Below are 26,005 nucleotides of genomic sequence, written 5' to 3'. Positions count from 1 at the left end.
CCGCAATCTCAGATCAAACGCGAAACTGATCCATCAATCGCTGCTGCTGGTTCGCCAGGCTGTTGAGCGACTGGCTGACCCGCGCCGATTCATTCGCCTGTCCGGATAGCGATTCGGTCACATCGCGAATCGTCGCCACATTGTTGTTGATCTCCTCAGCCACCGCGCTCTGCTCTTCGGCGGCGCTGGCGATCTGCAGGTTCATGTCGCTGATCACCGTCACCGCATCGCCGATCTGCCGCAGAGCGGTCACGGCCTGGCCCACCTGCTCGACACTGCCCTGCGCCTGACGATGGCTGTTGCCCATCGAACCGACCACTTCCTGTGTGCCGTTCTGCAATTGCTCGATGACCTGGTGGGTTTCTTCCACCGACTCCTGAGTGCGGCGGGCGAGGTTGCGCACCTCATCCGCAACCACGGCGAAACCGCGTCCGGCTTCACCGGCGCGGGCGGCTTCGATGGCGGCGTTAAGTGCGAGCAGGTTGGTCTGCTCAGCGATGGCACGAATGGTTTCCAGCACCGTGCCGATCTTCTCACTGTTGGCGGCCAGGCCCTCGACCTGCACCATCGCTGCGCTCATGTCAGCGGCGAGGGTGTCGATGCTTGCGGTGGTGCGATCGATCACCGTCAGGCCTTGGCGGGTGGCGCGGTCGGCGTCCTTGGCGGCTTCGGCCGCTTGTGCGGCGCTGCGTGCGACGTCCTGGGCGGTGGCGCTCATTTCGTGGGACGCGGTGGCGACCTGATCGACCTGGCGGTATTGCTGCTCCATGCCGGCGCTGGTCTGGGTGGCGATGGCAGATGACTGGTCGGCGGTATTACGCGCGTCCTGCACCGAGCGTTTCACCTCGGCGATGATCGGCTGCAGCTTGTCGAGGAAACGGTTGAACCAGCCGGCCAGTTGCCCGAGTTCGTCCTGCTTGTCATAGGCCAGGCGCCGGGTCAGATCGCCTTCGCCGCTGGCGATATCTTCAAGCATGTGCGCGACGCCGAGGATCGGTTTGGTCACGCTGCGCGCCATCAGCCACACCAGCAGCAGGCCGATCAGCGCGGCGAGCAGGCCGAGGCTCAGTTCGATCAGCGTGCCCGAATTATTGCTCGCATCCAGTTGCTGCTTGAGCGCTTCGGCGCGGCTGACCAGGACTTTTTCCGGCACGTCCAGCAGCACACCCCACGCCGGACCACCGGGAATCGGCTGGAACGGCGACAGCACTTTCAACTGGCCGTTGCTGTGCAGGCTGCTCACGCCAGTGCTCGAGGCGAGCAGGCGCAGCAACTCGCTGCCGCTGGCCTGATCCACCGCATCCAGCCGTTGGCTGAGTTTGCCGGCATCCGGGCTGTAACCGGCGAGCAGGCCAGCGGGGCTGACGATGCTTACCGCGGTCTGACCGTCATACAGCTTGCGACTGGCGTTCTGGCTGATCGCTTGCAGGCTGTTGAGGTTGATGTCGACCGATAGCGAGGCGATGACTTTGCCGTTGACCTGCAGCGGAAAAACGATGCTGGTCATCAGCACTTTCTGGCCGTCGATGACGTAGAAATACGGCTCGATCACGCAGGGTTTGAGCGTGGTGCGCGGGCAGGTGAACCAGGCATTCGCAGCCTGACCGCTGGGGCCGGTGCTGGTGTCGCTCATGTCGCTTTCCGGCAGCGCCATCGAGGTGACTTTGCCCGGCGTCGGCTGCGACCAGTACAGGGCGAAGCGGCCCTTGTCGTTGCTGCCCAGTTCAGCCTGATCGGCGAACAGTTCGTCCTTGCCGTCCAGCGCATTGGCTTCGAACACCAGCGACAGGCCGAGCAGCTCCGGGTTGGCTTGCAGCGCGGATTTGACCTGACGGGTCATGTCCTCGCGCAGGTCGAAGGCATCGAGAAAACGCTTCTCGGCCTGCTCGCGCAGAAACAGCACCTGCCGCGAGAAACCGTGGCCGTACTGATAGGCGTCCATGAACTGTTGACGGATGCCGGCGGCCTGCACTTCGCCTTGCGACTCGATCCGCGCCTGCGCCGATTCGGTGAGCATCTCCATGCTCGAGGCCTTGACCAGCGCCGAGCTGTGTTCCATGCGATACAGCGAAAGACCGACCAACAGGGTCACGATACCGGCCAGGCAGAGGCCGGCGAGCAGGGTGATTTTCCATTGGATGGAAAGTTGTCTGAGCGACATGGAGAACATCCTTATCCGATAAATATCTGAGACTTTGCACTGTAGCGGCCGGGTTTGGGCTTTCTTTATCCCTCCAGCGCGATATGACCAACTGTGCATGCGGTCCATGTAGGAGCTGCCGAAGGCTACGATCTTGCGCTTTTGCTCTGGAACAAGATCAATCGATCGCAGCCTTCGGCAGCTCCTACAGGGCCGTGCGACTTTGACAAGGACTGTTCGCTGCGGCACAGTGCGCGCCCTCTAATAAGACCCTCTGTGCAAATCCGCCGGCCAATTCCGGGCGGACTCATCCTGTCTGGCGGTGTGTTTTCACCCGCAGTGTTTTTTGAGGTAGTGAAATGAATGCAGTCATAGCAGCCGTCGGCGTCATGCTGATCCTCAGCCTGTCGCGCGTGCATGTGGTGATCGCGCTGATCGTCGGGGCGCTGGTCGGTGGCCTGACCGGTGGCCTGGGCATCGAAGCGACGCTCAAAGCGTTCAACAGCGGCCTGGGCGGCGGCGCGACGGTGGCGTTGTCCTACGCCTTGCTCGGCGCTTTCGCCGTGGCGATCGCCAAGTCCGGCCTGGCCCATGCGCTGGCCGACAAGGCCCTGGCCATGGTCGACCGGCAACATGCGACCGGCGGCGGTAATGTCAAGTGGCTGCTGATCGGCCTGCTCTGGGTGGTGGCGATTGCTTCGCAGAATATTCTGCCGATCCACATCGCGTTCATTCCGCTGCTGGTACCGCCGCTTCTCTATGTACTGACCAAGCTGCAACTCGATCGCCGTTTGATCGCCTGCGTCATGACGTTCGGCCTGATCACTCCGTACATGTTCCTGCCGGTGGGCTTCGGCAACATCTTCCTCAATGAAATCCTGCTGGCCAACGTCGCGCGCAGCGGCGTCGACATCAGCGGTATCAATGTCACCCACGCCATGGGCATTCCGGCGCTGGGCATGCTGGTCGGCCTCGGCATCGCGTTTATCAGCTATCGCAAGAAGCGCGTCTACGACCTGGCGAAGATCGAACAGGTCGAGCAGACAGCGGTGCAGTACAACCCGCTGAGCCTGATGATTGCCGGTGTGGCGATCGCCGCAGCGTTCGTCATTCAACTGCTGCTGGACTCGATGATTATCGGTGCGCTGGCCGGGTTCCTGATCTTCTCGGCGTCGGGCATCGTCAAATGGCGCGAGACCGATGATCTGTTCACCGAAGGCATGAAGATGATGGCGATGATCGGCTTCATCATGATCGCCTCGTCGGGTTTCGGCGAAGTGATCAAGGCCACCGGTGAAGTGCAGACGCTGGTCGAAGCCTCGGCGGCATGGATCGATCACAGCAGGGGCGTCGGTGCCCTGATGATGTTGCTGGTCGGGCTGCTGGTGACCATGGGTATCGGCTCGTCGTTTTCCACCGTGCCGATTCTCGCGGTGATTTTCGTGCCGCTGTGCGTGCAACTGGGCTTCAGTCCGATCGCCATTGTCTGCATCGTCGGCACTGCCGGTGCGCTGGGTGACGCAGGATCGCCTGCCTCGGACTCGACCCTCGGCCCGACCTCGGGCCTGAACATCGACGGCCAGCATCACCATATCTGGGACACCGTCGTACCGACCTTCCTGCACTACAATTTGCCGCTGCTGGTGTTTGGCTGGGTCGCGGCGATGGTTCTGTAAAAATCCACAATTGCCCAATGTGGGAGCGAGCCTGCTCGCGAAGGCGTCGTGTCAGTCTACCCACAGGTTGCTGACCCAACGCTTTCGCGAGCAGGCTCGCTCCCACAGGGGGCGGCGATGTTTCAATACTCAACTTTTGCCCCGGCGTGCCGTTAAAGCCTTTAACCACGCCAACAAAATCAAAAGAGTGAGTCCCCCGATGCGCCTGAGTCTGAAGGCTAAAGTCCTGTCCCTTGCCGTTCTGCCGGTGCTGCTGTTTGCGCTGGTCATCAGCGTGACCACGCTGTTCATCCTCCAGGAACAGGCGCGCAAGGAAGTCGAACAGACCCGCGAGCGCCTGCTCAGCGACGCCAAGGCCACCCTGCAAAGTTACGTCGCCGTGGCCATGACCACGATCAAACCGCTGTACGACGCCGCCGCACCGGGCGATGACGCGGCGCGGGCGCAGGCGATCAAACTGCTGTCGGGCATCCGCTACGGCAAGGACGGCTACTTCTTCGGCTACGACTCCGAGACCGTGCGCCTGTTCAAGGCCAACGACCCCGACGGCGTGGGCAAAAGCTTCAAGGACAACCGCGATCCGAACGGCGTCTACGTCAACCTCGGCCTGGTCAAAGTGGCCAAGGACGGCACCCACTATCTGCAATACAGCTCGCCGCTGCCCGGCAACGCCAAGGTGCTGGTGCCGAAACTCGGCTACACCGAGTACCTGCCGAAGTGGGACATGGCGGTCGGTACCTCGGTCAACCTCGACGGCATCGAAGCCCAGGTGGCGCAGGTCGAAGCGCAAGTGCAGGCGCGTGTGCAAGGCGTGGTGCTGAGCATCGTCGGCGTCGCTGTACTGGTGCTGCTGGTGATCGCCGCGGCGGGCATGCTGCTGGCCAACACCATTCTGCGACCGCTGACGCAAATGAAAGCCAGCCTCGATGACATTGCGGCGGGCGAGGGCGACCTGACCCGCCGCCTGAACATCACCAGCCAGGACGAACTCGGTGAACTGGCCGGCTCGTTCAACCGTTTCGTCGACAAGATCCACGGCCTGGTGCGGCAGATCACCGAGATGACCAGCCAACTGACCGGGCTGGTCACCCAGGTTTCGGAACAGGCGCAGCGTTCCGATCAGGCCATGGAGCGTCAGCGTCACGAAACCGATCAGGTCGCCACCGCGATCAACGAGATGTCCGCCGCCGCCCAGGAAGTCGCCAAGAGCGCGCAGAACGCCGCCGTCGCTGCCCAGCAGACCGACGAAGAAGGCCAGAGCGCCAAGCGCGTGGTGGCGGGCAGCATCAAACAGATTCATGCGCTGGTCGATGACATTCGCAACAGCGGCGTGTCGCTGGACAGCCTGCAGCAGGACGTCAGTTCGATTGTCGGCGTACTCGGGGTGATCCGCTCGATTGCCGAGCAGACCAACCTCTTGGCGCTCAACGCCGCGATCGAGGCGGCACGGGCCGGTGAGGCCGGGCGCGGGTTTGCGGTGGTCGCCGACGAAGTGCGCGCGCTGGCCAGCCGCACGCAGATCAGCACCCAGGAAATCCAGGGCATGATCGACCGCTTGCAAGCGGGCACGCAGCAGGCGGTCGAGGCGATGCGCCGCTCCAGCGAGGCCGGCGACGGCACTTCCCAGCAAGCCAATCAGGCCGGCGCCTCGCTGGATGCCATGGCCGAGTTGATCGCGACGATCAACTCGATGAACGCGCAGATCGCCAGCGCAGCGGAAGAGCAGACAGCGGTGGCCGAGGAGATCAACCGCAGCGTGCATCAGATCGCGGTGGCGGTGGACAGCGTCGCCGATGAAACGCAACTGGGCGCGCAGACCTCGCGCAGTCTGGCGGAGCTGGGGCAGCGGTTGGGCAAGCTGGTGGGTCAGTTCCGTATCTGATCGCCTGAAAAGCCCCTCACCCTAGCCCTCTCCCAGAGGGAGAGGGGACCGACCGAGGTGTCCCGCGCCCTGCGTCGTCCTGAAAAACCGAGTCGATTATGGATTCAAAGCAGGACGTTCAGGTCGGCGTAATTCTCCAGCATTCCCCAATCAGTTCCCTCTCCCTCCGGGAGAGGGCTAGGGTGAGGGGCTCTTGATCTTCAGGCTCTGTCCCAATAGGGAATCTCGCCAAAGCGTTCGACAAAAAAATCAATCACCGTCCTCACCTTCACCGACAACCGCCGACTGCCCGGCCACAGCACGGCGATCTGCTGCGGCTCCAGACTGTTCGACACCTGATACTCCCCGAGCACCGGCACCAGCGTACCTTCGCGCACTGCTTCGCCAATCAGCCACGACGGAAACATCACCAGCCCCAGCCCTTGCTGAGCAGCCTGGGTCAGGGTGTCGGCGTGGTTGCCGGTGATCGGGCCTCTGACGGTGCAGGGCGTCCAGTCGTCGCCATCACGGCGGAAAAACCAGCGCTGCTGACCGGCCGCGCCTTTGTAGGCCAGGCACTGATGGTGCGCGAGTTCGTCGGGATGCTGTGGAGTGCCGTGGCGTTTGAGATAGGCCGGGCTGGCGGCGACCTGAAAGCGGTGCGGTGCCAGAATCCGTGCCTGCATGCTCGAGTCGTGCAGCGCGCCGATGCGAAACAGCAGGTCGGCGCCTTCCTGTAGCGGGTCGACGTAATGGTCGGTTTGCTGGATATCCAGTTGCAGCTTCGGATAGCGCGCGCAGAGCTCACCGAGCCACGGTGTCAGATGGCGCTGGCCGAACACCACTGGCGCGTTGATGCGCACCAGTCCGGTGGGTTCGCTTTGTTGCTCCTGCAACGCCTGTTCGGCTTCTTCCAGTTGCACTAACAGCAGGCGTGCATGGTGGCCGAGCGTGCGCCCGGCTTCGGTCGGGGTGACGGCGCGGGTGTGGCGGTAGAGCAATTGTTGGTTCAGCGCTTGCTCCATCAGCTGGATCTGCCGCGAAATAGAGGAGGGCGCGACGCCTTCGCGGCGGGCGACTTCGGAAAAGCTGCCTTGGTCGAGGACCGCCACGAACAGCCGTAACGCCTTGAATCCGAGTTCGTTGAGCCCATTCATGCAATGTCTCGCTGTGCGTGTTGCGCAAAAGTGTTGTCCGGATGCTCCCATTTATCGCACAGCGGCGCCAGCCGATAATCCCAGCCATTGTTTATGAGCGTGGAAGGTTGTGTATGCAGACGTTGGATGAGGGGGTGGTCGCGGCACCGGTGAAAAGATCGGTGTTGCGTCTGCTGTTGCTGCCGCTGGTAATTCTCGCCGGCATGGGCTTGTCGGTGGAGGCGGGCTTGCTCGGGCCGTTGGGCGAGCAGGTCGGGCATTTGTGGGCGACGTTGAGCATCTTCGGCGTGGGTTCGGCGATTCTGTTTTTGCTGCTGCTGTTCGCCGGTCCGCAAAAAGGGCCGGCGTTGACCGAACTGCCGCGCTGGCAGTTGATTGGTGGATTTCTAGGGCCGATCTACGTGGTGGTGCTGACGCTGGCGACGCCGCACATCGGCATTGCCATGACGATGATCGCGATTTTGTCCGGTCAGGTCGGCAAGAGTGTGTTGATCGACCATTTCGGCTGGTTCGGCGCGACGCGCAAGAAGGTCAACGGCGAGCGCTGGCTGGCGTTGGGTTTGATTGTGGTGGCTTTGGTTCTGATTGCGCGGGGGTGAATGATGGGTCTGGTGATTTTGTTGGCGGTGGTGGTGTTGGCCGGCGCGGTGTTGAGTGTTCAGGCGGCGATCAATGGTCGCTTGGGCGAGACGGTGGGGGTACTGCGTAGCAGTCTGCTGACCTTTGCGGTGGGTGCGGTGGTGACCGGGTTGTTGATCCTGTTTTTCGAGCCGGCGCAGGCGGTGAGTCTGCTGGAGGTGCCAAAGTGGCAGTTGACCGGGGCGCTGTTCGGCGTGGTGTACATGATGGTGATGGTCGGCGCGGTGCCGGTGGTGGGGACGGCTGTGGCGACGGTGGCGGTGATTGTCGGGCAGTTGGGGATGGGGATGTTGATCGACAATTTTGGCTGGTTGGGGAATCCGGCGATCGGGTTGTCTTCGAGTCGGATGCTGGCGATGGGGTGTTTGGCGGTGGCTTTGGTTTTCATGTATCGGAGTTCGCGGCAGGCGCGGTGATTTTATTTGTTTGATTGTGTACATATCCGTTGCTGCGGGTGTTGCTGATTACGGTTTCGCCCTTACGGCGAGGCACTTTTTCCAGACGCCGAAAAAGTACCCAAAAAGGCTTCGCCCTGACATTCGGCCCGCTCGCTGGGGCTCGGGGTTCCTTCGTTCCGGGACCGATCCTGGCGCAGCGGCTCCGGTTTGCTTCGCTGCACCTCCTTCCGCTGTGTCTGGCTGCGCCAGACGGTCGCTGCGCTCCCACGCCCGGATCGATCCCTCCACTCAGCCTGCCGACGGGCTCTGAGATCAAGATCAAAAGCGGTACTCGAGCTAACGCTCATCGTGTGTAGGAGCTGCCGAAGGCTGCGATCTTTTGATCTCGCTTTGCTTTGCTTTTGCTTTTCTGTGGGAGCGAGCCTGCTCGCGAAAGCCATCTTCCTGTCCCCCAATCTCGCATCAATTGCCCAGCCTGCAAAACCACCTCCTACACTGTCTCTTACGGCTTACCACTCAAGCCTCAGACAACCACCACGCAAGGAGTCTGTCCCATGTCCGATAAAAAATGCGACTGCCCCGGCTGCAACTGCACCCTCAAAGAGGGTGAGCATTCCTACGCTGTGCACGGTAAACACTATTGCTGCGAGGCCTGCGCTCATCACCACAAGGACGGTGAAGAATGTGCGATGAAGGGCTGCGGTTGCGCCCATCCGAAATAATCAGGGCAAAAAAAGTGGAGCCTAATCAGGCTCCACTTCCATTTTCAGACTGTCGTCTTCTCGGCGCTCAAAGTGCCTCACCGTGCCTTGCAATGTTCGCCCTTCGACCTTGATCACCACGATCCTGGCCTGGTCGAGGTCTTCCGGCACCGGTGCCTGGACACACAAGGTAAAGCGGTAAGGGTCATCCGCCACCGTTTCCAGTGCGACCTCGCAATCCACCGTTTTGGTGATCTGGCCGAAGAAGGTGGTCAGGCCGTAATCCAGTCGGGCCGGGTGATAAGTGTCGGTCATCGGTCGCTTCCCCTTTCGAATGCCAAGCCTGCGGTGAAGGCGATGGGGTCAGTTGGTCTGGCGCCAGGTGACGTTTTCCAGGCCGAATTTTTCTGCCATCGGTTTGCTGGTCTTTTGTACTTTCTCGCGGCCGAAGCGCGGAATGCGACCCACGCCCGCGTCGCAGCTTGCCCAGTGCCAGGCTTCGGCGTTGTCCATTTTGTCCGAGCGGATAATGAACGACTTGGGGGTGCCATGCAGTGTGTAGTCGATGACGTAAAGTTTTGCGTTGTTCATAAAGCCCGTATTCCTCCCTGTGGTATTAAACGGATCGCGCTGTGCCGAGAAAATTCAGTTGGATTGTCCGACGGTATCTATCGTTGGCGAGGGCGGGGCGTGCTGGTTACCATGGCGGCTTCGCCAACCCCCTGTGAACGCTCGCCATGGCCCTCGCCGCGCCCCCTGATCTGACCGACACCGATGTGCCCGTGCAACCGCTGGCGCGGACGTACCCGCGTGGTTTGTTCATCGAGCCGCACGAGCATGTCTGGGGGCAGTTGCTGTATGCGATGAGCGGGGTGATGTGGGTGGAAACCCCGCATGAAGCACTGGTGGTGCCGCCGCAGCGGGCGGTGTGGTTGCCGCCGGGAGTGCCGCACGGGATTCGCGTGGTGTCGGACCTGCAGATGCGCAATATCTACCTGCGTCCAGCGCTGGCGGCGACGCTGGATGCGACCGTGCAGGTGATCGAGGTCGGGGGGTTGCTGCGCGAGTTGATCGTCGGGCTGGTGGCGCAGGGTGATGACGGCGAGCCTGAATATTACGAGGCACTGGTCGGGCTGGCGTTACTGGAGCTGCGGCGGGCAAGGCGTTCGCAGTTGAAGATTCCGCTGCCGGATGAGTCCGACCGGCGTCTGATGAATCTGTGTCAGGCCGTGATGGCCGCGCCGTCGCTGGAGATACCGTTCGAGCAGCATGCGGAAAACGCCGGGGCCAGCGTGCGCACATTGGCGCGCTTGTTCAAGGACAGCCTCGGCATGGGCTTCGCCGAATGGCGGCGCCAAGTGCAGCTGGCGACGGCGGTGGCGGCATTGATTCAGGGCGTGGCGGTGAGCGTCATCGCTCGCGAGCTGGGCTATTCACCGAGCAGCTTCAGTGACATGTTTCGCCGAGAGCTTGGCGTCGCGCCTTCGCAATTTATCCCGGCCTGAACGCAGCCCCCTGTAGGAGTGAGCCTGCTCGCGATAGCGGAGTGTCAGTCAGCTCATCAACATCTGGAAGACCGCTATCGCGAGCAGGCTCACTCCTACAGGGAACTGTGGTGACCTTTTCGATTTGTCCGAAATTCCGAAGTCCTTGGCCGATAGCGTTCCGTCTCATTCCCTAGACTCTGCCCATCACTTACCACGGCGGAGTTCCCTCATGAACTACCTCATTTCTCTGGCCATTGGCCTGGGCGTCGGCCTGCTCTACGGCGCGCTCGATTTCCGTTCTCCCGCACCACCGGCCATCGCGCTGGTTGGTCTGCTCGGCATGTTGGCCGGTGAGCAGTTGTGGCCGATGGGCCGGCAACTGGTCGTTGGCTGGTTGTCCTGAATTTCCCTTTTTCTTTTCGGTGGATGTGCCCATGAAAGCGTTGCAATTCGATCAGACCGGCGACCTGTCTTCCCTGCGTTTCGTCGACGTGCCGACCCCGGTGCCCGGCGTCGATGAAGTGCTGGTGCAGATCAAGGCTGCCGGCCTCAACCCCAGCGATGTGAAGAACGTCCTTGGTCGTTTTCCCTACACCACCTTGCCGCGGGTTCCGGGGCGGGATTTTGCCGGGGTGGTGGTCGAGGGGCCGCAAGCAATGATCGGTCAGGAAGTCTGGGGTACCGGGCGCGAGCTGGGCTTCTTCGCCGACGGCGCCCATGCGCAATTCGTCAAGTTGCCGGCCAGCGGCGTAGCGCATAAACCGGCGCATCTGAGTTTCGCCCAGGCGGCCAGCCTAGGCGTGCCGTACACCACGGCGTGGGATGCGCTGGAACGCAGCCTGGTGAGCGCCGACACGCGCTTGCTGGTCATTGGCGGCGGGGCAGTGGCGACGGCGGCGTTGGCCTTGGCTAAAGTGCGCGGCGCGCAGTTGCTGGCGGCAGCGCGCCGGCCCGAGCAGGTGGCGGATTTGCAGAGGCAGGGCTATCAGACGATTCAACTGGATAAGCCTGACGAGCTGGGTGCGCAGGTCAACGCGGTATATCGCGGCGGCGCCGATGTGATCTTCGACACCACCGGTTTCTGGCTGCCCGCCTCGGTGGCAGCACTGGCCACTTTCGGCCGCATCGCCATCATCGCCGCACCGGTCGACGGCCACGTGCAACTGCCGGCACTGGCGCTGTACCGCAAGGGCGGCTCGGTAGTCGGCATCAACTCCTTGTTGTACGGCGTCGAGGCATGCGCGGCGATGCTTGAGCAGTTCGGGCGGTTCTTCGATGAGGATCGCTTGCCGCTGCCGCAGGGCCTGGTGCAAGTGCCGCTGGCGGAAGGGCTGGCGCGTTATGCAGAGGTCAATCAGGGTGGCGGAGACAAGATCATCTTGCTTCCCTGACCCTCATTCCCAGACACATGGAACCCATGTAGGAGTGAGCCTGCTCGCGATGGCGGTGTATCAGTTAAATATTCGGCGACTGACACACCGCTATCGCGAGCAGGCTCGCTCCCACATTGAAATTGCAGGCGGTCCGGGATCATTTCCGTAGGAATCTGTCCGTTTCTCTGTGAGCCACGTCCTTTTCGCTCGCAGACCGGCAACACAGGGAAAGGTCTGACTTCACCCATTGCAGCGTGCCGTTGCACAGTCCCGTCTTCAAATCAGACACAGGGACAAGTGGATGCGCATTGCTGGCAAGCCAGTTGTTTTCACCCTCGAGATAGAAGGCGTTTCCCACGATCTTCAAGTGTTCGGCTTTCGAACCCGGGAAGTGCTCAACCAGACCTACGAACTTGATCTCGAGCTGGTCAGCGAGCGTCCCGATCTGGATCTGGAAGGCTTGCTGCACCGGCCGGCCTTTCTCTGTTTCGGTGCCGACGGTAGCGGCATGCACGGGCTGGTCTATCGGGTCGGCCAGGGTGATTGCGGTGTTCGGCTGAGCCGTTACCAGATCACGCTGGCGCCGCATCTTGCCTACCTCGCGCATCGGCGCAATCAGCGGATTTTCCAGAACCTGAGCGTGCCGCAGATCATCGCCAATGTGTTGGGCGATCACGGCATGCAGGCCGATGCCTGGCGTTTTCAGCTCAGTGCCGAGTACCCGGCGCGGCTGTATTGCGTGCAATACCAGGAATCCGATCTGCACTTCATCCAGAGGTTGTGCGAGGAGGAAGGCCTGCACTTTCACTTCCGCCACCGCCGTGACGCCCACTTGTTGGTGTTCGGCGACGATCAAACGGCGTTCCTCAAACACGAGGTGACGACCCGCTATTTGCAGGGCAACGGCCTGGTTGCCGATGCGCCGGTTATCGACCAGTTCACTGTGCGCCTGGAGCCACGCTGCAACCTCGTCGAGCGCCGCGACTATCACTTCGAAAAGCCCGCCGTGCAGTTGGATGCCAGGGCCAGTTCAGCGCGGGTTCCGCTGCTTGAAGATTACGAGTTTCCCGGGCAGTTCACCCATCGCGAGCGCGGCAAGCACCTCAGCCAGCGCGCGCTGGAGCGCCATGGTGCCGATTATCGTCTGGCCAACGGGCGCAGTAATCAGGCGCTGATGCGCGGCGGCAGTTTCATGACCATGGCGGATTACTCGCGCCCCGATTGCAACGATTTATGGCTGCTGACTGAGGTCCAACACATCGGCAAGCAGCCGCAAGTGCTCGAAGAAGCGTTCACCGAGCAGGCTGACGCTGATGGTTTCAGTCAGGGCTATCGCAACCATTTCGTCGCGACACCGTGGGACGTGGTGTTTCGCCCGCAGATCAAGCATGTCAAACCGCGCGTCAGCGGCAGTCAGCTGGCGGTGGTGACCGGCCCGCCCGGCGAAGAAATCTACAGCGATGCCTACGGCCGCGTGAAAGTGCAAATGCTCTGGGATCGCGACGGCCAGCGCGATGAACAGTCAAGTTGCTGGCTGCGCGTGGCCACCGCCTGGGCACATGACCGCTACGGCAGCGTGCAGATTCCACGGGTCGGCATGGAAGTGTTGGTGGGGTTCACCGAGGGTGATCCGGACAAACCGCATTTGCTCGCCTGCCTGCCCAACGCCGAAACCCCGGTGCCGCTGGACCTGCCGGCGCAACAGACGCGCAGTATCTGGCGCAGCCAGAGCAGCCCCGGTGGCGGTGGTTACAACGAACTGCGCATCGAGGATCGGCAAGGCGCGGAAGAAATCTCGATCAGGGCGCAGCGCGACTTCGTTCAGCACGTGCTCAACGACTTGCGTGTGCAGGTCGACAACCTGCACAGCCAGGTGATTGGCGGCGTCTCCAGCCTTGAGTTGCGCGATGAAGAACATCACCTGACCCACGGCAATCGCCTGACTGAACTCAAGCAGGACGATCATCTGTGGGTACAGGGCGAGCGGCATGTGCGGGTTGCCAGCCAGCGCGTCAGTGCCGCGCAGCAGTTGCATTTCGGCGCAGGCGAGCAGGTGGTTTTCAACAGCGGCATGCAAATAACCCTGGCGGCCGGCGGACACTGGCTGACGGTGGGGGCGGCGGGGATCTTCAGCAGTACGCCGATTGTGCAGGGCGGGGTGCCAGCGGTGTCTCTGCCAGCCGAACCGTTGCTGCCGGGCGCCACGCCGCTGCTCAAAGCGACATTCGATGCGGTGCAGCAACGTCATGCGCTACTGACCACGCGGACCTCGCGTTGCCTGATCTGCGAGGCGGCTCAGGCATGAGCCTTCTGACGGATTGGCCTGAAGGTTTGCCGTGGGCTGAGCAGCAGGCGTTTGTGCTGCTCGACGGTGCGACGATCGCGGATTTGCCAGCGCAACTGCGAAGGCTCGACCCCGCCGCCAACGCTTTTGCGCTGTTCGACCAGCCACCGTTTTCGGCCCTGCGCGACATCTCGCCGCTGCTGGTGGCGCTCGCTGACGCTGACGATCCGGTGGCGCGGTTTTATCTGCAGCATGCCCAACAGGAGTGGGGCGTGCTGTTGTTCAGCGCCGCGCCGGCGCATGAAATCGTCGCGCACTTGCGCCAGTTGCTGATCGTCGAGCTGCCGGTCGGCTCGCCGGTGTTGTTGCGGCTGGCGGATGCCGCCGTGACGCAGGCGCTGTTTGCCAGCGGCGATGCGAGTCTGTTCGGGCCGCTGCGGTGTGTGGTCACGGCGGATGGTGCGGGGGGAGTCTGGCACTGTCAGCGACCTCGGCACGGGCAGGGTGGGGCGCTGGTGGCGCCGTATCGGTTGAGTGCCGAGCAGGATGCCGCGCTGGATCGGGTGGATCGGCGGCGGGTGTTGCTGCAAGTCGATGCGTATTTGCTTGAATATTTTCCCCGGTTTCATACCGGGGAAACCATCGCTGAACGTTGGATGCTTCTGGAACAAATCGAGGCAAAAGGCAGCGCGCTCGGCCTGAGCAGCCAATCGGAATGGCTTTACTTCGCCAACCTTGTCGCGTCTCTCAATGGTGCTGATCAGGATCAGCATCCGCAGATCCAGCACTTGCTACACGAGCCCTCCCTGCAACCGATCGGTGAGCGCTTGACGCTGGCCGTTTCAATGGCCCGCCAATGGGCGTCTGAAAGAGTCCGACCATGAACCATCCCGCCGACCTTGCGGCAGCCGCCGCGTCCAAAGCCCCGATCATCGGCCCCGCCGCCTGCCCCTTGCGCAACACCCACGTGCAACTGCTGCCCCTCGCTTACGGCCTGGTGGAAAAACCCCTCGACCCCAGCACCGAACTTACGCTGCCGTACACCCTGACCACGCGCCCCATGGGCATTCGCCGCCTGCGCGATGGCTGGCTGTACATCGTCGACAGTCTCAGCGGTGAGCTCTACGAATACCGCGTGCTTGACGGCGTCATCAGCGCATTGCTGCATCGCGGCAAAACCGTCAGCGGGGATCAGCGCAGCGCCATCGAAGAACGTCCGGCGTTGATCTTTTCGCGCAAAAGCACTCTCTATGTGACCTTCGCCGACGTGCAGTTGAGCGCGGCGAAGTGCCGACAGGTGCTGGACAGTGCGGAGGAACGCGAGCACTTCATGCAGGCGGTCGATCTTGGCCCCGTGCATTGTCTGATCGGCGGCGAGCATCTGCTCACCGTGGCCCAGGCGAAACAGTGGCTGGCGGAAGTGGCCTGCACAGCGAAACCGTTGGCCGAGGCGGACGCGACGCGGATGCCGGCGGTGCAGGTCAGTGATGCGCCGGAGCATGAGCGTGAACTTTATTTGTGGGAAAACCCGCGACGTTTTCGCGAGGCTCATATCGGCGAGTTTCTCGGTCGGGTGCGCGGGCCATATCAGGACGACACGCTGTTTCTGCTGGTCAACGACGACCTCGGGGTGATGCGCGACCTGGCCGATTATCAGGACCTGGTAGTCGGCTGGATCGAGCAGTGGAGCAACACCGACAACAACGAGCGCGACTATCTGCTCGCCAGTTACATCGAATCGCTGAGCCAGCTCGGCGCTCAGGACTTCGACTCCTTGGCCAAGGCCAGCGATGATCCGCGTGCCCAGGCATTGTTCGCTGAACTGGAGCAATTGCCCGAGCCGGATCGGGAAAACACCCGGCAGGCGCTGCTCGACTATTTGAACAAAGGTGGTGAGGTTGTCCCGACCGATACTCAGGCTCGACCTGAACTGCAGCAACAGCGCGAAAAGGCACTGGACGAATCACTGGCGCTGAACCGTTTCGATGGCGTCGCCCCGGATTTCACCGCGCACGCTCGCGTCACCGCCGAGGCGGATCGACGCTTTTACACCCGTGAATATTTTGCTGAAGTCGCCCCGGCCGACTTCGTCGAGCGCCACCTGAGCACACTGGTCGACCTCGGCAAGGATCAGAGCCGGCGCATGAAAGACGTGCTCGACGGCCCGCTGCTCAGCGGCAAGCGCGGCATCAACGACCTGATCGACCGCCCGGCCATGGACGAGGTGCTGAACAGTCATCGCGACAACCTCGGACGCTGGAATCGCCTGCTCGAACGCATCACCGCCGACCGCGCGCAACTGCTGTGCGCCGGGCGTTTCCATTGCTCGGCGTGGTATTTCGACGGGCAAGTGCAGATCGATCAAGCTTTCGCCAGCGAATACGCCTGCCTCAAGGACATCGGCCGCAGCGACGCGGCCAATGAGCAAATGCTCGGTTACCTTGAGCAACACCCGCAACTGACCCGCCCGCTGTTCTACACCTTGCCGCTGCGCTTGCAGACCGAGCAGGCCGGGCAATATTCAACGCTGTTCAACGCCGGCATGGCGATGTTCAACAACCTGCCGGACTGGCTGGCCAAATTGCAGAGCATCGAGCAGCCGCAACTGCCGGCCCTCGACGATCTGCCGGCACACAGCCGCGTCCTCGCCGATGCCGTGCAAGACACCTACAGCCCGGCGCTGAACCTCGGCCTGAGCCGGGCGCTGGAAGGTTTTGACCTTGCCGGCGAGAAAATCCCCGACCTCGACGAACTGTTCCAGCGCTTGCCCAAAGCCCTGCGCCTGCGCGTTTTCGACGCCGCGCGAACCAGCGGCGTGACCTTCACCGTGTCCACCCCGGCGGAACAAGCGGCGCTGCAAGCCACGATCAAGGAAGTGCTGCGCGAACGCGACTATCTGAAAACCCTCAACCGCGAACGCAACCAGCTCACCCACAACAAAAACCGCCAAGGCCACAAAACCGCCCGGGCGGTGGAATTGCAGGAAGAAATCGTCCGCGTGCGTACGCAATTGGCGCTGTTCGAAGGCCGCCTCGCGGCAGCGCTAAGCCCGATCGACGAACTGCCGGATCGTTCGGCCCGGCTGTATGGCGCCACCCCGGCGAAAGCGGGCGTGACGGTGGTGTTTCCGCCGGCGCAGCAAGGGGAATTGCGTGGGTTGCTGGAAAATATTCGTGCAGGGGTGGCGGGGGTTTCGAAGGCGAGTCTGGTGCGGACGGAGGGGATGGGATTGTTGGTGGTGATGGTGCAGGTGGTGAATTTGGTGGGGGCTTATCGGGAGGTGATGAAGCAGACGAGGGACAGGAAGAAACGGGCGGAGTTTTCTGCGGCCCTTGCCGCGACAGGCGCGGCGGGTTTTACCGCTGCGCAGGGGCTTGCTGATACAGCTTTGAAGGCTCGCAGCACGAGCCTTGTCGGGAGTTTGCAGCTTGAAGCGTTGCAGCATGTTCGTGTGCAGGTGGGTAAGTTGCATGTTGGTTTGGGCTTTTTTACTTATGTTTTGGGTTTAAGCACCTCTGGTGCCAGCCTCGGAAAACAAAATCGAAAGTGGCAAGATGCGATTCGAAGTGGCACTCAAGCTGAGCAGACTGCAGCTGCGATGGCGACATTGGGCGCGACAGGCATGATTGCAACTAATGGCTATGGGTTTGGTAACACCATTTATGCTTCCATTAAAGTCTTAGCAGCACCGAATAGTTCTGCACGAACAGCCGCTTGGGCTGCCGCTGGTACACGTCTTTCTTTAGTGTTTTTTCGCTTCAATTTAGCCGGCGCATTGTTCACTGTTCTGGAGTTTGTCGGTACTTGGCTGTTCAATCGGTACAACGTCTCCGCCCACGACAAGTGGTTGAAAATCACACCCTGGAGCCGTGATGACGAGATGCGAGGTGACCACTCCCTGGATGACTATCAAAGTTATCTGGCGTTTTTAATACACGCTCCTTATGCCCAATCAGGACCTGATCCCAGTGACACATGGCTGAAGACTTTATTATTTGACGCCAAACCCAGTGATATTCATTTGGTTCTGCCGAGGCTTGCGCTAAATGATCTCCTGCCGCCGTTAAACGGTAAACCGAGTCATCGCTTGGGAATCGGTGCCCATCGACTTGTTGCACCGCTGCATGGTCGCGGTGTGCCGCAAGTACGCAAGGAAGTCATCAGTGAGGAGATATTGAGCAGTCTGCGAATCGTGAAGTCATCGCCAGATGGTTTGGTGCTTTGTCTTCAGTACCCCATCCGTCCCGATTCTGAATACGCGCCTGCAAAGGAAACGTTAGAACTTGCCGTATGTATTCAGTCCGTCAATGGCAGAGGCGAGTCGGAGGCACGAACCCGTGTGATTCATATCGCCCCCCGGGATACCGGCCATTTCGCTGTAGTAGTTCCCGGCTCGGTCAAGGAAAACCCTCCGGTTTTTTTTGGTAGATATTCAATATCTCGAATGGGCCGACCATGCTGAATAATCACAATGAGCCTCTTGTTGATGCGCAAAGAGAGGTCATTAGAAGAGCGGGCGATGTAGATCCGTTCCTAAGCGGAAGAATTACCTATCTCGCACCGTTGCCATTACCTACAGCAATGCCGCCTTATGGGCCTCATATTGGAGAGTTAAACGACGGATACATGGACTTTGGGCTTGGATTGCCAGAGGTATTTACGTGGCAGCTAATTTTCGGTGGGCCAACCGCAGGCGCCTTTATGATCATGGTTTTATTTCCTTTAGTTACAGGGTTACTAGGCATTATTTTTGGCTATGGAAACGAGGCTATTTTGGAGTCAATGGTTGGTGTGTTCGAAGCGGGGTACGAGAACCAATTAATTTGCGGCCCTTTGATCCTTCTTATTGGTCTCGGCGTCTGGCACCACGCTCACAAAAAACGCCTCTCCCTCATCCCAACCCGCTTCAACCGTCAACGCCGCGAAGTCTGCTTCATGCCCGAGGGCGCCACCGAACCAGTCTTCATCCCATGGGAATCGCTGTCTGCCTGGATCATCGAAGCCAAAGGCGCCACCCAGTTTGGCATCCACCGCCAATACGGCATGGGCATTTGGTTTCTACCAAGGTGAAAATCTCATAAGCCAGGAATTCCAATGCGCCGGCCTGGAGCTCGCGATCAGTCATTGGGAAGCGATTCGCGGTTACATGGAGTACGAAGTCAACGACCTCAAATCGATCCAGGACCTGCAAGACCTGCAAGGCCCGGACGACCCGCCCCACGAAGGCCTGCACACTTTCCGTAACGCCCGGGCGCGGATGCATCAGCAGATCCATGAAGGCCGCCGCTCGCAGTTGTCGGGGTTCTTTTGGTACCTGTATCACGTCATGACTTTATGGACGATTCCCAACCGCCTGGTCGAATGGGAAGTGCGCCGTCTGGAAAGAATCGGCAAACAGGCGCTGCCGGAAGTCATGCGCGAATGGTCCGAGCCATTGCCGAAAGAGCAATGGGCCAAGCCCAGCGAAGAGCTGTTGCGACTGAGTGAACAGGTGCGGCGGATGAACAAGCGCCAGCCGCATCGGCCGATTACGCAGATTTTCGCTGAGGTTTGCAGGCGGGCTGTGGACTGATGCAGAGCAGTTTTTTGACCAGCGGGAGGAAGGTTTTTTGCCTGTTTGAGCGCCTTCGCGAGCAGGCTCGCTCCCACAGGGGACCGCGTTGGATGCGGATGTTTCGGTTGATCTTGGCCGAGGTGGGAGACCCTCGGGCCGGCCATTTTTCGGTTGTTGCTACCGGGGCGGTCAAGGAAAACCCTCCGGTACTGCTGGTAGAAATTCAATACCTCGAATGGGCTGACCATGCTGAATAATCACAATGAGCCTGTTGTTGATGCGCAATGTGAGTTGATCAGAAAAGCGGGCGATATTGAGCCGTTCCCAAGCGGGAAGATTACCTATCTCGCACCGTTGCCATTACCTACAGCAATGCCGCCTTACGGACCTCATATCGGAGCGTTCAATGACGGATACATGGACTTTGGTCTCGGCTCACTGGAGGTATTCCCATGGCAGCTAATTATCGGCGGAACGACCGCAGGCACTTTTATCGTTCTCGTTTTATTTCCTTTGTTCACGGGCTTGCTAGGAATTCTTTTTGGCTATGGAAACGAGGCAATTTGGGAGTCAATGGTAGGTGTATTCGAAGTGGCATTGGAAAATGAATTAATCAGCAGCCCCTTGATTTTGCTTATCTGTCTAGGCGTCTGGCACCACGTCCACAAAAAACGCCTCTCCCTCATTCCAACCCGCTTCAACCGTCAACGCCGCGAAGTCTGCTTCATGCCCGAGGGCGCCACCGAACCAGTCTTCATCCCATGGGAATCGCTCAGCGCCTGGATCATCGAAGCCAAAGGCGCCACCCAGTTTGGCATCCACCGCCAATACGGCATGGGCATCGGTTTCTATCAAGGTGAAAATCTCATAAGCCAGGAATTCCAATGCGCCGGCCTGGAGCTCGCGATCAGCCATTGGGAAGCGATTCGCGGTTACATGGAGTACGAAGTCAACGACCTCAAATCGATTCAGGACCTGCAAGACCTGCAAGGCCCGGACGACCCGCCTCACGAAGGCCTGCACACTTTCCGTAACGCCCGCGCGCGGATGCATCAGCAGATACGTGAAGGCCGCCGCTCGCGGCTGTCGGGGTTCTTTTGGTACCTGTATCACGTCATGACTTTATGGACGATTCCCAACCGTCTGGTCGAATGGGAAGTGCGCCGTCTGGAAACAATCGGCAAACAGGCGCTGCCGGAAGTCATGCGCGAATGGTCCGAGCCATTGCCAAAAGAGCAATGGGCCAAGCCCAGCGAAGAGCTGTTGCGGCTGAGCGAACAAGTGCGGCAGATGCACAAGCGCCAGCCGCATCGGCCGATTACGCAGATTTTCGCTGAGGTTTGCAGACGGGGTTGACGGGGCGGTGCGGGCAGGGTCGATTGCCTTCGCGAGCGGGCTCGCTCTCACAGGAGACCACGGTACAAATGTGGGAGCGAGCCTGCTCGCGAAGGGGCCGCTCGATCAGCACTGAAATCTGCGCTCTCGCGCTCTGCTAGAATCCGCCCCATTCATTGCCAGAGACTCTCCCATGAGCGAGCCGATTCGTCTGACCCAATACAGCCATGGCGCCGGTTGTGGCTGCAAGATTTCCCCGCAGGTGCTGGAAGTGATCCTTGCCGGCAGCGGCGCGCAAAACCTCGATCCGAAACTCTGGGTCGGCAACGCGTCGCGCGATGACGCGGCGGTGTATGAGATAGATGCCGAGCGTGGTGTGGTCTCGACCACCGATTTCTTTATGCCGATTGTCGATGACCCGTTCGACTTCGGTCGCATCGCCGCGACCAACGCGATCAGCGATATCTACGCGATGGGTGGCGATCCGTTGATGGCGATTGCGATCCTCGGCTGGCCGGTGAACGTGCTGGCGCCGGAAGTGGCGCGCGAGGTGATTCGTGGCGGTCGCTCGGTGTGCGACGCGGCGGGCATTCCGTTGGCGGGCGGGCATTCGATCGATGCGCCGGAGCCGATCTTCGGCCTCGCGGTCACCGGTCTGGTGGAAAAACGCCACATGAAACGCAACGACACCGCTACCGCCGGTTGCCTGTTGTACCTGACCAAACCGCTGGGCATCGGCATCCTCACCACTGCCGAAAAGAAGGGCAAATTGCGCGTTGCAGACGTCGGTGTCGCCCGTGACTGGATGTGCACTCTGAACAAGCCCGGCAGCCGTTTCGGCAAGCTCGCCGGCGTCACCGCGATGACCGACGTCACCGGTTTCGGCCTGCTCGGGCATCTGGTGGAAATGGCCGATGGCAGCCAGTTGACCGCGCGCATCGCCTACGACCGCGTGCCGCGTCTGGACAGCGTCGAGTCCTACCTCGATCAGGGCTGTGTGCCGGGCGGTACGCTGCGCAATTTCGACAGTTATTCAAGCAAGGTCGGCCGCGTACAGGAGCTGCACAAGCGCGTGCTGTGCGATCCGCAAACCAGCGGCGGTCTGCTGATTGCGGTCACGCCTGAGGGCAATGACGAGTTCCTCGGCGTTGCTGCCGAACTGGGCCTGAACCTTGAGCCGATCGGCGAATTGGTTGAGCGACAGACGAACGCAGTCGAGGTGATCTGATGCTCCGCGACTGCACCGACTACCGCGACATTTTCCTCAACGACCGGCCAATGATGGATGTCCGTGCGCCGATCGAATTCTCCCACGGCGCATTCCCGGGTGTGATCAATCTGCCGCTGATGAATGACCGTGAGCGCGAACAGGTCGGCACCTGTTACAAACAGCACGGCCAGCAAGCGGCGATTGCATTGGGTGAGCGGCTGGTGTCGGCCGAGGTTCGGGAGGAGCGCATTCAAGGCTGGGTCGAATTTGCCCGTAACCATCCCGATGGCTATCTCTATTGTTTCCGCGGTGGCCTGCGTTCACAGCTCGTCCAGCAATGGATCAAGGACGAGGGCGGTATCGATTACCCGCGTGTCGGCGGTGGCTACAAGGCCATGCGCACGTTCCTCCTGGAAACGGTCGATCAGGCTGTGGCCGAATGCGATCTGGTTCTGCTCGGTGGCATGACCGGTACTGGCAAGACTGAAGTGCTGGTGCAGTTGCGCAATGGTCTGGATCTGGAAGGCCATGCCAATCATCGGGGCTCGAGTTTCGGCAAGCGCGCCACCGGGCAACCGGGCAACATCGATTTCGAAAATCGCCTGGCGGTCGATGTGCTGAAAAAACGCGCCCGCGGGATCGGGCAATTTGTCCTGGAAGACGAGAGTCGGGTGGTCGGCAGCTGTGCCTTGCCGTTGCCGCTGTACCGGGGCATGCAAGCGGCACCGCTGGTCTGGCTCGAAGACAGCCTCGACAATCGGGTCGAGCGAATCCTGCAGGATTACGTGATTGACCTGCACGCCGAGTTCGTCGCCGTGCATGGCGAGCAGGGCTTTGCGCTGTATGCCGAGCGCTTGATTGCCAGCCTGAACAATATTCAGCGGCGACTGGGTGGCGAGCGCTATCAGCGAATGTATCTGCAGATGGAAGCGGCGCTGGCTGAACAGGCGCGTAGCGGTTCGGTCGAGCTATTCCGTGAGTGGATCGCCGTATTGCTGCGTGAATATTACGACCCGATGTATGTCTTCCAGCGCGAAAAGAAGGGCGGGCGGATCGAGTTCGCCGGGGAGCGTGGGGCGGTTATCGAGTATTTGCGCGAGCGGGTGAGCCAGAAGGCTTGAGGTGCAAGCAACTGGCCTCTTCGCGAGCAGGCTCGCTCCCACAGTTGAAATGCGTTCCCCTGTGGGAGCGAGCCTGCTCGCGAAGACGCAAGGTCAGGCACTACAAATCTCAGGTCGGGCAGGTGGCCTTGCCGTTATCCAGCCCCTGCTTGTAGCTATGGCTTTGCAAACTCGCTTTGCCGTTGTGCCATTTCAGGGTCAGCACATACAGCGAATCGAAGTCGTTGCCCGCCCAGTCTTCGGTGATGTTCTGTTTTTTGCCGACCGCATTGCCGGCGACCTTGTTGATCAGCTCCGGCAGATAGCCGTGGGACCAGGCGGTGTAGATCGTCGAGTTGTGGTACTTCTCGTCCAACAGCTCGCGGGCCAGATCGCTGGTGTCGTTGGCGGAGAACTCGATGTTCACCGGCAGGCCAAGCTTGATCGCGGCCGGGCTGATGGTCATCAGCGGGCGAATGTAGCTGTAAGAGTTGTCCAGTTCGCCTTCCTCGACGTTGCGCGTCGGGTTGGCGGCGAACACGTAATCGGCCTTGCCGAATTTTTCCGGCAGCAGCGTCGACAGATCGATGGCACGGTTCAGGCCCTGGCAGTTGAGCTGGCCGAGGCCGCCTTCGGGTTTTTCCGCATGACGCAGGAACACCAGGGTCTGCGTGCCGTCGGCCGGTTGTGCGCGGCTTTCACTGGATTCGAGGGACAGAAAAAGCGCGCTGACTGCCAGCAGGGAGGGCAGGGCCACGTACGCGCGATGTTTGAAACGTTTGGCGAAACTCATCAGGTTCGTCATCAATTCGAAGATTCTTCAGCAAAATCGGTTAAGGCTGACAAACCTTGGCACCGCGGGCTCCCAGCACCGGGTGTTTCCCTGTCGTGAACAGCTTCCTCTGCGAGAAAGGCATAGCTCAGAGTCCTGTAATGCCCGTTTGGTTCGATCCGGGCCGTGCGCAGCACTCTAACGGCAACCTTTGCGGGCATGCAGGCAGGTTAGCGACAGGATGTTACGGTTCGTGTAGGCGCCAACCCGGGCCTACATTATGATCGGCTCTCAATTTGTGACTGGATGCTTCCAATGACCGATCTGTCTGCATTCCCGATTACTCAGAAATGGCCGGCGCAGTACCCGGACTGGATTCAGCTCTACTCCCTGTCGACCCCCAACGGCGTCAAAGTGTCGATCATGCTCGAAGAGATCGGCCTGCCGTACGAGCCGCACCGCGTCGGCTTCGACACCAACGACCAGACCTCGGCGGAGTTTCTCTCGCTGAACCCGAACAACAAGATCCCGGCGATCCTCGACCCGCATGGCCCTGAAGACAAGCCGCTGGCGCTGTTCGAATCCGGCGCGATCCTGATTTATCTGGCCGACAAGAGCGGCCAGTTGCTCGCTCAGGAAGGCGCGCTGCGCTACGAGACCATTCAATGGCTGATGTGGCAGATGGGCGGCATCGGCCCGATGTTCGGCCAGCTCGGCTTCTTCAACAAGTTCGCTGGCAAGGACTACGAAGACAAGCGACCGCGTGACCGCTATGTCGAGGAGAGCAAACGCCTGTTGAACGTGCTCAACACCCGCCTCGAAGGCCGCGACTGGATCATGGGCGAGCGCTACACCATCGCCGATATCGCGACGTTCCCGTGGGTGCGCAATCTGCTCGGCTTCTATGAGGCAGGGGATCTGGTCGGGATTGAGAATTTCCCCAACGTCACCCGGGTGCTGGAGCGGTTTCTAGCTCGCCCGGCGGTCATTCGTGGCCTGACCATTCCTTCCTGACCCAACATATGCCCCTGTGGGAGCGAGCCTGCTCGCGAAAGCGTCGGCCCAGGCAACCTTTCTGTGACTGACCCACCGCATTCGCGAGCAGGCTCGCTCCCACAGGGGAACTGCATCATCAGCAGGATTGTTGCACCTGCGGTAACGCTCTCTTGATCGATCCAGGTTTGTCCCGCACCCGCCGCAAGGCATAAGCTGCGCCCCCTACGACTTTCGTCTCATCCGCTGTTTTCAGGAAAGGCCCCATGTCCAGTCAGTTCCCCGAAGCACGTCCCCGCCGTCTGCGCCGCAATGCGAGCCTGCGCAGTCTGTTCCAGGAAACCGAATTCAGCCTGAACGATCTGGTCCTGCCGATCTTCGTCGAGGAAGAGATCGACGACTTCGTGCCGATCACCAGCATGCCCGGTGTGCAGCGCATCCCCGAGCGCAAACTGGCCAGTGAAATCGAGCGCTATGCCCGCGCCGGCATCAAGTCGGTGATGACCTTTGGCGTGTCCCATCATCTCGACGCCAACGGCAGCGACACCTGGCGCGAAGACGGTCTGGTCTCGCGCATGTCGCGCATTGCCAAGGACGCCGTGCCGGAAATGATCGTGATGTCCGACACCTGCTTTTGCGAGTACACCGACCACGGCCATTGCGGCGTGATGCACAACCACGAAGTCGACAACGACCAGACTCTGATCAATCTCGGCAAGCAAGCCGTGGCCGCCGCCCGTGCCGGGGCTGACGTGATTGCGCCGTCGGCGGCGATGGATGGCCAGGTGCGCGCGATTCGCCAAGCGCTGGACGCCGCCGGTTTCACCCAGATTCCGATCATGGCCTACTCGACCAAATTCGCTTCGGCGCTGTACGGCCCGTTCCGCGAGGCCGGTGGCAGCGCGCTCAAGGGTGACCGCAAGAGCTATCAGATGAACCCGATGAATCGTCGCGAAGCCCTGCGCGAATCGCTGCTCGATGAGCAGGAAGGCGCCGATGCGCTGATGGTCAAACCGGCTGGCGCCTACCTCGATATCATCCGCGACATTCGTCAGGCCTCGAACCTGCCACTGGCGGCTTATCAGGTCAGCGGTGAATACGCGATGATCAAGTTCGGCGCCCAGGCCGGGGCGATCGATGAAGATCGCGTGGTCCGCGAAAGCCTCGGCGCGATCAAGCGTGCGGGGGCGGATCTGATCTTCACCTACTTTGCGATGGATCTGGCACTGGCCGGGATCTAAGCAGCACCCCGTACCCCTGTGGGAGCGAGCCTGCTCGCGAAGGCGATATGTCAGCCGACATCCATGTTGACCGAGATACCGCTT

General features: G+C 60.8%; 23 protein-coding genes and 2 pseudogenes. 19 read left to right on the top strand and 6 right to left on the bottom strand.

Translation table 11 applies throughout. The features are described 5' to 3' along the window. Positions 1–13: 13 nt before the first annotated feature. Positions 14–769 carry a methyl-accepting chemotaxis protein gene (locus AC0Z4S_RS12910; RefSeq protein ID WP_485623366.1) on the bottom strand — a complete coding sequence of 252 codons (756 nt, stop codon included), beginning with the start codon at positions 767–769 and terminating at the stop codon, positions 14–16. A 102-nt stretch (positions 770–871) separates the two neighbouring features. Further along, a pseudogene (locus AC0Z4S_RS12905) lies at positions 872–1,018 on the bottom strand (HAMP domain-containing protein); the annotation flags it as partial. A gap of 1,481 nt (positions 1,019–2,499) precedes the next feature. On the opposite strand from AC0Z4S_RS12905, the gene AC0Z4S_RS12900 reads away from it, so the two are divergent. The 3 genes and pseudogenes from AC0Z4S_RS12900 (at position 2,500) to AC0Z4S_RS12890 (ending at position 5,698) form a co-directional block, all read left to right on the top strand. Next, positions 2,500–3,816, top strand: a complete 1,317-nt coding sequence (locus AC0Z4S_RS12900) for a Na+/H+ antiporter family protein (protein ID WP_485623274.1) — start codon at positions 2,500–2,502, stop codon at positions 3,814–3,816. A 199-nt stretch (positions 3,817–4,015) separates the two neighbouring features. Beyond that, positions 4,016–4,840 (top strand): annotated as a pseudogene (locus tag AC0Z4S_RS12895) (cache domain-containing protein); the annotation flags it as partial. A gap of 36 nt (positions 4,841–4,876) precedes the next feature. Continuing rightward, entirely contained in the window at positions 4,877–5,698 is an 822-nt protein-coding gene (locus tag AC0Z4S_RS12890) for a methyl-accepting chemotaxis protein (protein ID WP_485623365.1), read from the top strand. Between the two features lie 200 nt (positions 5,699–5,898). On the opposite strand, the gene AC0Z4S_RS12885 is transcribed toward AC0Z4S_RS12890, so the two are convergent. Further along, positions 5,899–6,834: a LysR family transcriptional regulator gene (locus AC0Z4S_RS12885; protein WP_485623273.1), complete on the bottom strand. Its 936-nt coding sequence runs from the start codon at positions 6,832–6,834 to the stop codon at positions 5,899–5,901. A 113-nt stretch (positions 6,835–6,947) separates the two neighbouring features. Here AC0Z4S_RS12885 and AC0Z4S_RS12880 point away from each other — a divergent pair, with 113 nt between their 5' ends. The 3 genes from AC0Z4S_RS12880 (at position 6,948) to AC0Z4S_RS12870 (ending at position 8,593) form a co-directional block, all read left to right on the top strand. Beyond that, on the top strand, positions 6,948–7,433 hold the full coding sequence (locus AC0Z4S_RS12880) for a DMT family transporter (RefSeq protein ID WP_016775407.1): 486 nt from the start codon (positions 6,948–6,950) through the stop codon (positions 7,431–7,433). A 3-nt stretch (positions 7,434–7,436) separates the two neighbouring features. Next, a complete protein-coding gene (locus tag AC0Z4S_RS12875) occupies positions 7,437–7,889 on the top strand; it encodes a DMT family transporter (RefSeq protein ID WP_485623272.1) in 453 nt (150 codons plus the stop codon). A 536-nt stretch (positions 7,890–8,425) separates the two neighbouring features. Beyond that, positions 8,426–8,593, top strand: a complete 168-nt coding sequence (locus AC0Z4S_RS12870; RefSeq protein WP_253503634.1) for a metallothionein — start codon at positions 8,426–8,428, stop codon at positions 8,591–8,593. A 21-nt stretch (positions 8,594–8,614) separates the two neighbouring features. On the opposite strand, the gene AC0Z4S_RS12865 is transcribed toward AC0Z4S_RS12870, so the two are convergent. Then, positions 8,615–8,887, bottom strand: a complete 273-nt coding sequence (locus tag AC0Z4S_RS12865) for a hypothetical protein (protein WP_485623271.1) — start codon at positions 8,885–8,887, stop codon at positions 8,615–8,617. A gap of 48 nt (positions 8,888–8,935) precedes the next feature. After that, positions 8,936–9,163: a DUF6555 family protein gene (locus tag AC0Z4S_RS12860; RefSeq protein WP_016775403.1), complete on the bottom strand. Its 228-nt coding sequence runs from the start codon at positions 9,161–9,163 to the stop codon at positions 8,936–8,938. A 146-nt stretch (positions 9,164–9,309) separates the two neighbouring features. Between AC0Z4S_RS12860 and AC0Z4S_RS12855 the strand changes: the two genes are divergently transcribed. The 11 genes from AC0Z4S_RS12855 to mnmH all read left to right on the top strand — a co-directional run bounded on the left by AC0Z4S_RS12855 (position 9,310) and on the right by mnmH (position 22,936). After that, complete coding sequence (locus AC0Z4S_RS12855; protein WP_253503628.1) at positions 9,310–10,077, top strand: AraC family transcriptional regulator; 768 nt, start codon at positions 9,310–9,312, stop codon at positions 10,075–10,077. Positions 10,078–10,288: 211 nt separating this feature from the next. Then, positions 10,289–10,462: a DUF1427 family protein gene (locus AC0Z4S_RS12850; RefSeq protein ID WP_485623270.1), complete on the top strand. Its 174-nt coding sequence runs from the start codon at positions 10,289–10,291 to the stop codon at positions 10,460–10,462. 31 nt (positions 10,463–10,493) lie between these two features. Further along, the gene (locus AC0Z4S_RS12845) at positions 10,494–11,450 is read left to right on the top strand and encodes a quinone oxidoreductase family protein (RefSeq protein ID WP_485623269.1); all 957 of its coding nucleotides are present in this window, start codon (positions 10,494–10,496) and stop codon (positions 11,448–11,450) included. Positions 11,451–11,733: 283 nt separating this feature from the next. Next, positions 11,734–13,737: a type VI secretion system tip protein TssI/VgrG gene (tssI, locus tag AC0Z4S_RS12840; RefSeq protein ID WP_485623268.1), complete on the top strand. Its 2,004-nt coding sequence runs from the start codon at positions 11,734–11,736 to the stop codon at positions 13,735–13,737. Beyond that, positions 13,734–14,600, top strand: a complete 867-nt coding sequence (locus AC0Z4S_RS12835) for a DUF4123 domain-containing protein (RefSeq protein ID WP_485623267.1) — start codon at positions 13,734–13,736, stop codon at positions 14,598–14,600. Before tssI ends, AC0Z4S_RS12835 begins: the two co-directional genes overlap by 4 nt. After that, positions 14,597–18,178 carry a toxin VasX gene (locus AC0Z4S_RS12830; protein WP_485623265.1) on the top strand — a complete coding sequence of 1,194 codons (3,582 nt, stop codon included), beginning with the start codon at positions 14,597–14,599 and terminating at the stop codon, positions 18,176–18,178. The genes AC0Z4S_RS12835 and AC0Z4S_RS12830 overlap by 4 nt, the downstream gene beginning before the upstream one ends. Beyond that, entirely contained in the window at positions 18,172–18,786 is a 615-nt protein-coding gene (locus AC0Z4S_RS12825; RefSeq protein WP_485623264.1) for a hypothetical protein, read from the top strand. Before AC0Z4S_RS12830 ends, AC0Z4S_RS12825 begins: the two co-directional genes overlap by 7 nt. Further along, positions 18,737–19,288 carry a hypothetical protein gene (locus tag AC0Z4S_RS12820; protein WP_485623263.1) on the top strand — a complete coding sequence of 184 codons (552 nt, stop codon included), beginning with the start codon at positions 18,737–18,739 and terminating at the stop codon, positions 19,286–19,288. The genes AC0Z4S_RS12825 and AC0Z4S_RS12820 overlap by 50 nt, the downstream gene beginning before the upstream one ends. Positions 19,289–19,516: 228 nt before the next feature. Beyond that, the gene (locus tag AC0Z4S_RS12815) at positions 19,517–20,626 is read left to right on the top strand and encodes a hypothetical protein (protein ID WP_485623262.1); all 1,110 of its coding nucleotides are present in this window, start codon (positions 19,517–19,519) and stop codon (positions 20,624–20,626) included. A 172-nt stretch (positions 20,627–20,798) separates the two neighbouring features. Beyond that, on the top strand, positions 20,799–21,833 hold the full coding sequence (gene selD, locus AC0Z4S_RS12810) for a selenide, water dikinase SelD (RefSeq protein ID WP_485623261.1): 1,035 nt from the start codon (positions 20,799–20,801) through the stop codon (positions 21,831–21,833). After that, on the top strand, positions 21,833–22,936 hold the full coding sequence (gene mnmH / locus AC0Z4S_RS12805; protein WP_485623260.1) for a tRNA 2-selenouridine(34) synthase MnmH: 1,104 nt from the start codon (positions 21,833–21,835) through the stop codon (positions 22,934–22,936). The genes selD and mnmH overlap by 1 nt, the downstream gene beginning before the upstream one ends. A gap of 109 nt (positions 22,937–23,045) precedes the next feature. Here mnmH and AC0Z4S_RS12800 read toward each other — a convergent pair whose 3' ends face one another. Beyond that, a complete protein-coding gene (locus tag AC0Z4S_RS12800; protein WP_253503600.1) occupies positions 23,046–23,720 on the bottom strand; it encodes a histidine phosphatase family protein in 675 nt (224 codons plus the stop codon). A 282-nt stretch (positions 23,721–24,002) separates the two neighbouring features. Between AC0Z4S_RS12800 and AC0Z4S_RS12795 the strand changes: the two genes are divergently transcribed. Further along, a complete protein-coding gene (locus AC0Z4S_RS12795) occupies positions 24,003–24,701 on the top strand; it encodes a glutathione binding-like protein (protein ID WP_485623259.1) in 699 nt (232 codons plus the stop codon). A gap of 245 nt (positions 24,702–24,946) precedes the next feature. Continuing rightward, on the top strand, positions 24,947–25,921 hold the full coding sequence (gene hemB, locus AC0Z4S_RS12790) for a porphobilinogen synthase (protein ID WP_042609118.1): 975 nt from the start codon (positions 24,947–24,949) through the stop codon (positions 25,919–25,921). Positions 25,922–26,005: the final 84 nt, after the last annotated feature.

The sequence above is a fragment of the Pseudomonas sp. 1L-B-1-E-C1 genome (assembly GCF_057291835.1).
Note: the sequence above shows the minus strand (reverse complement) of the source record. Positions and strands in the feature narration are given on the sequence as shown.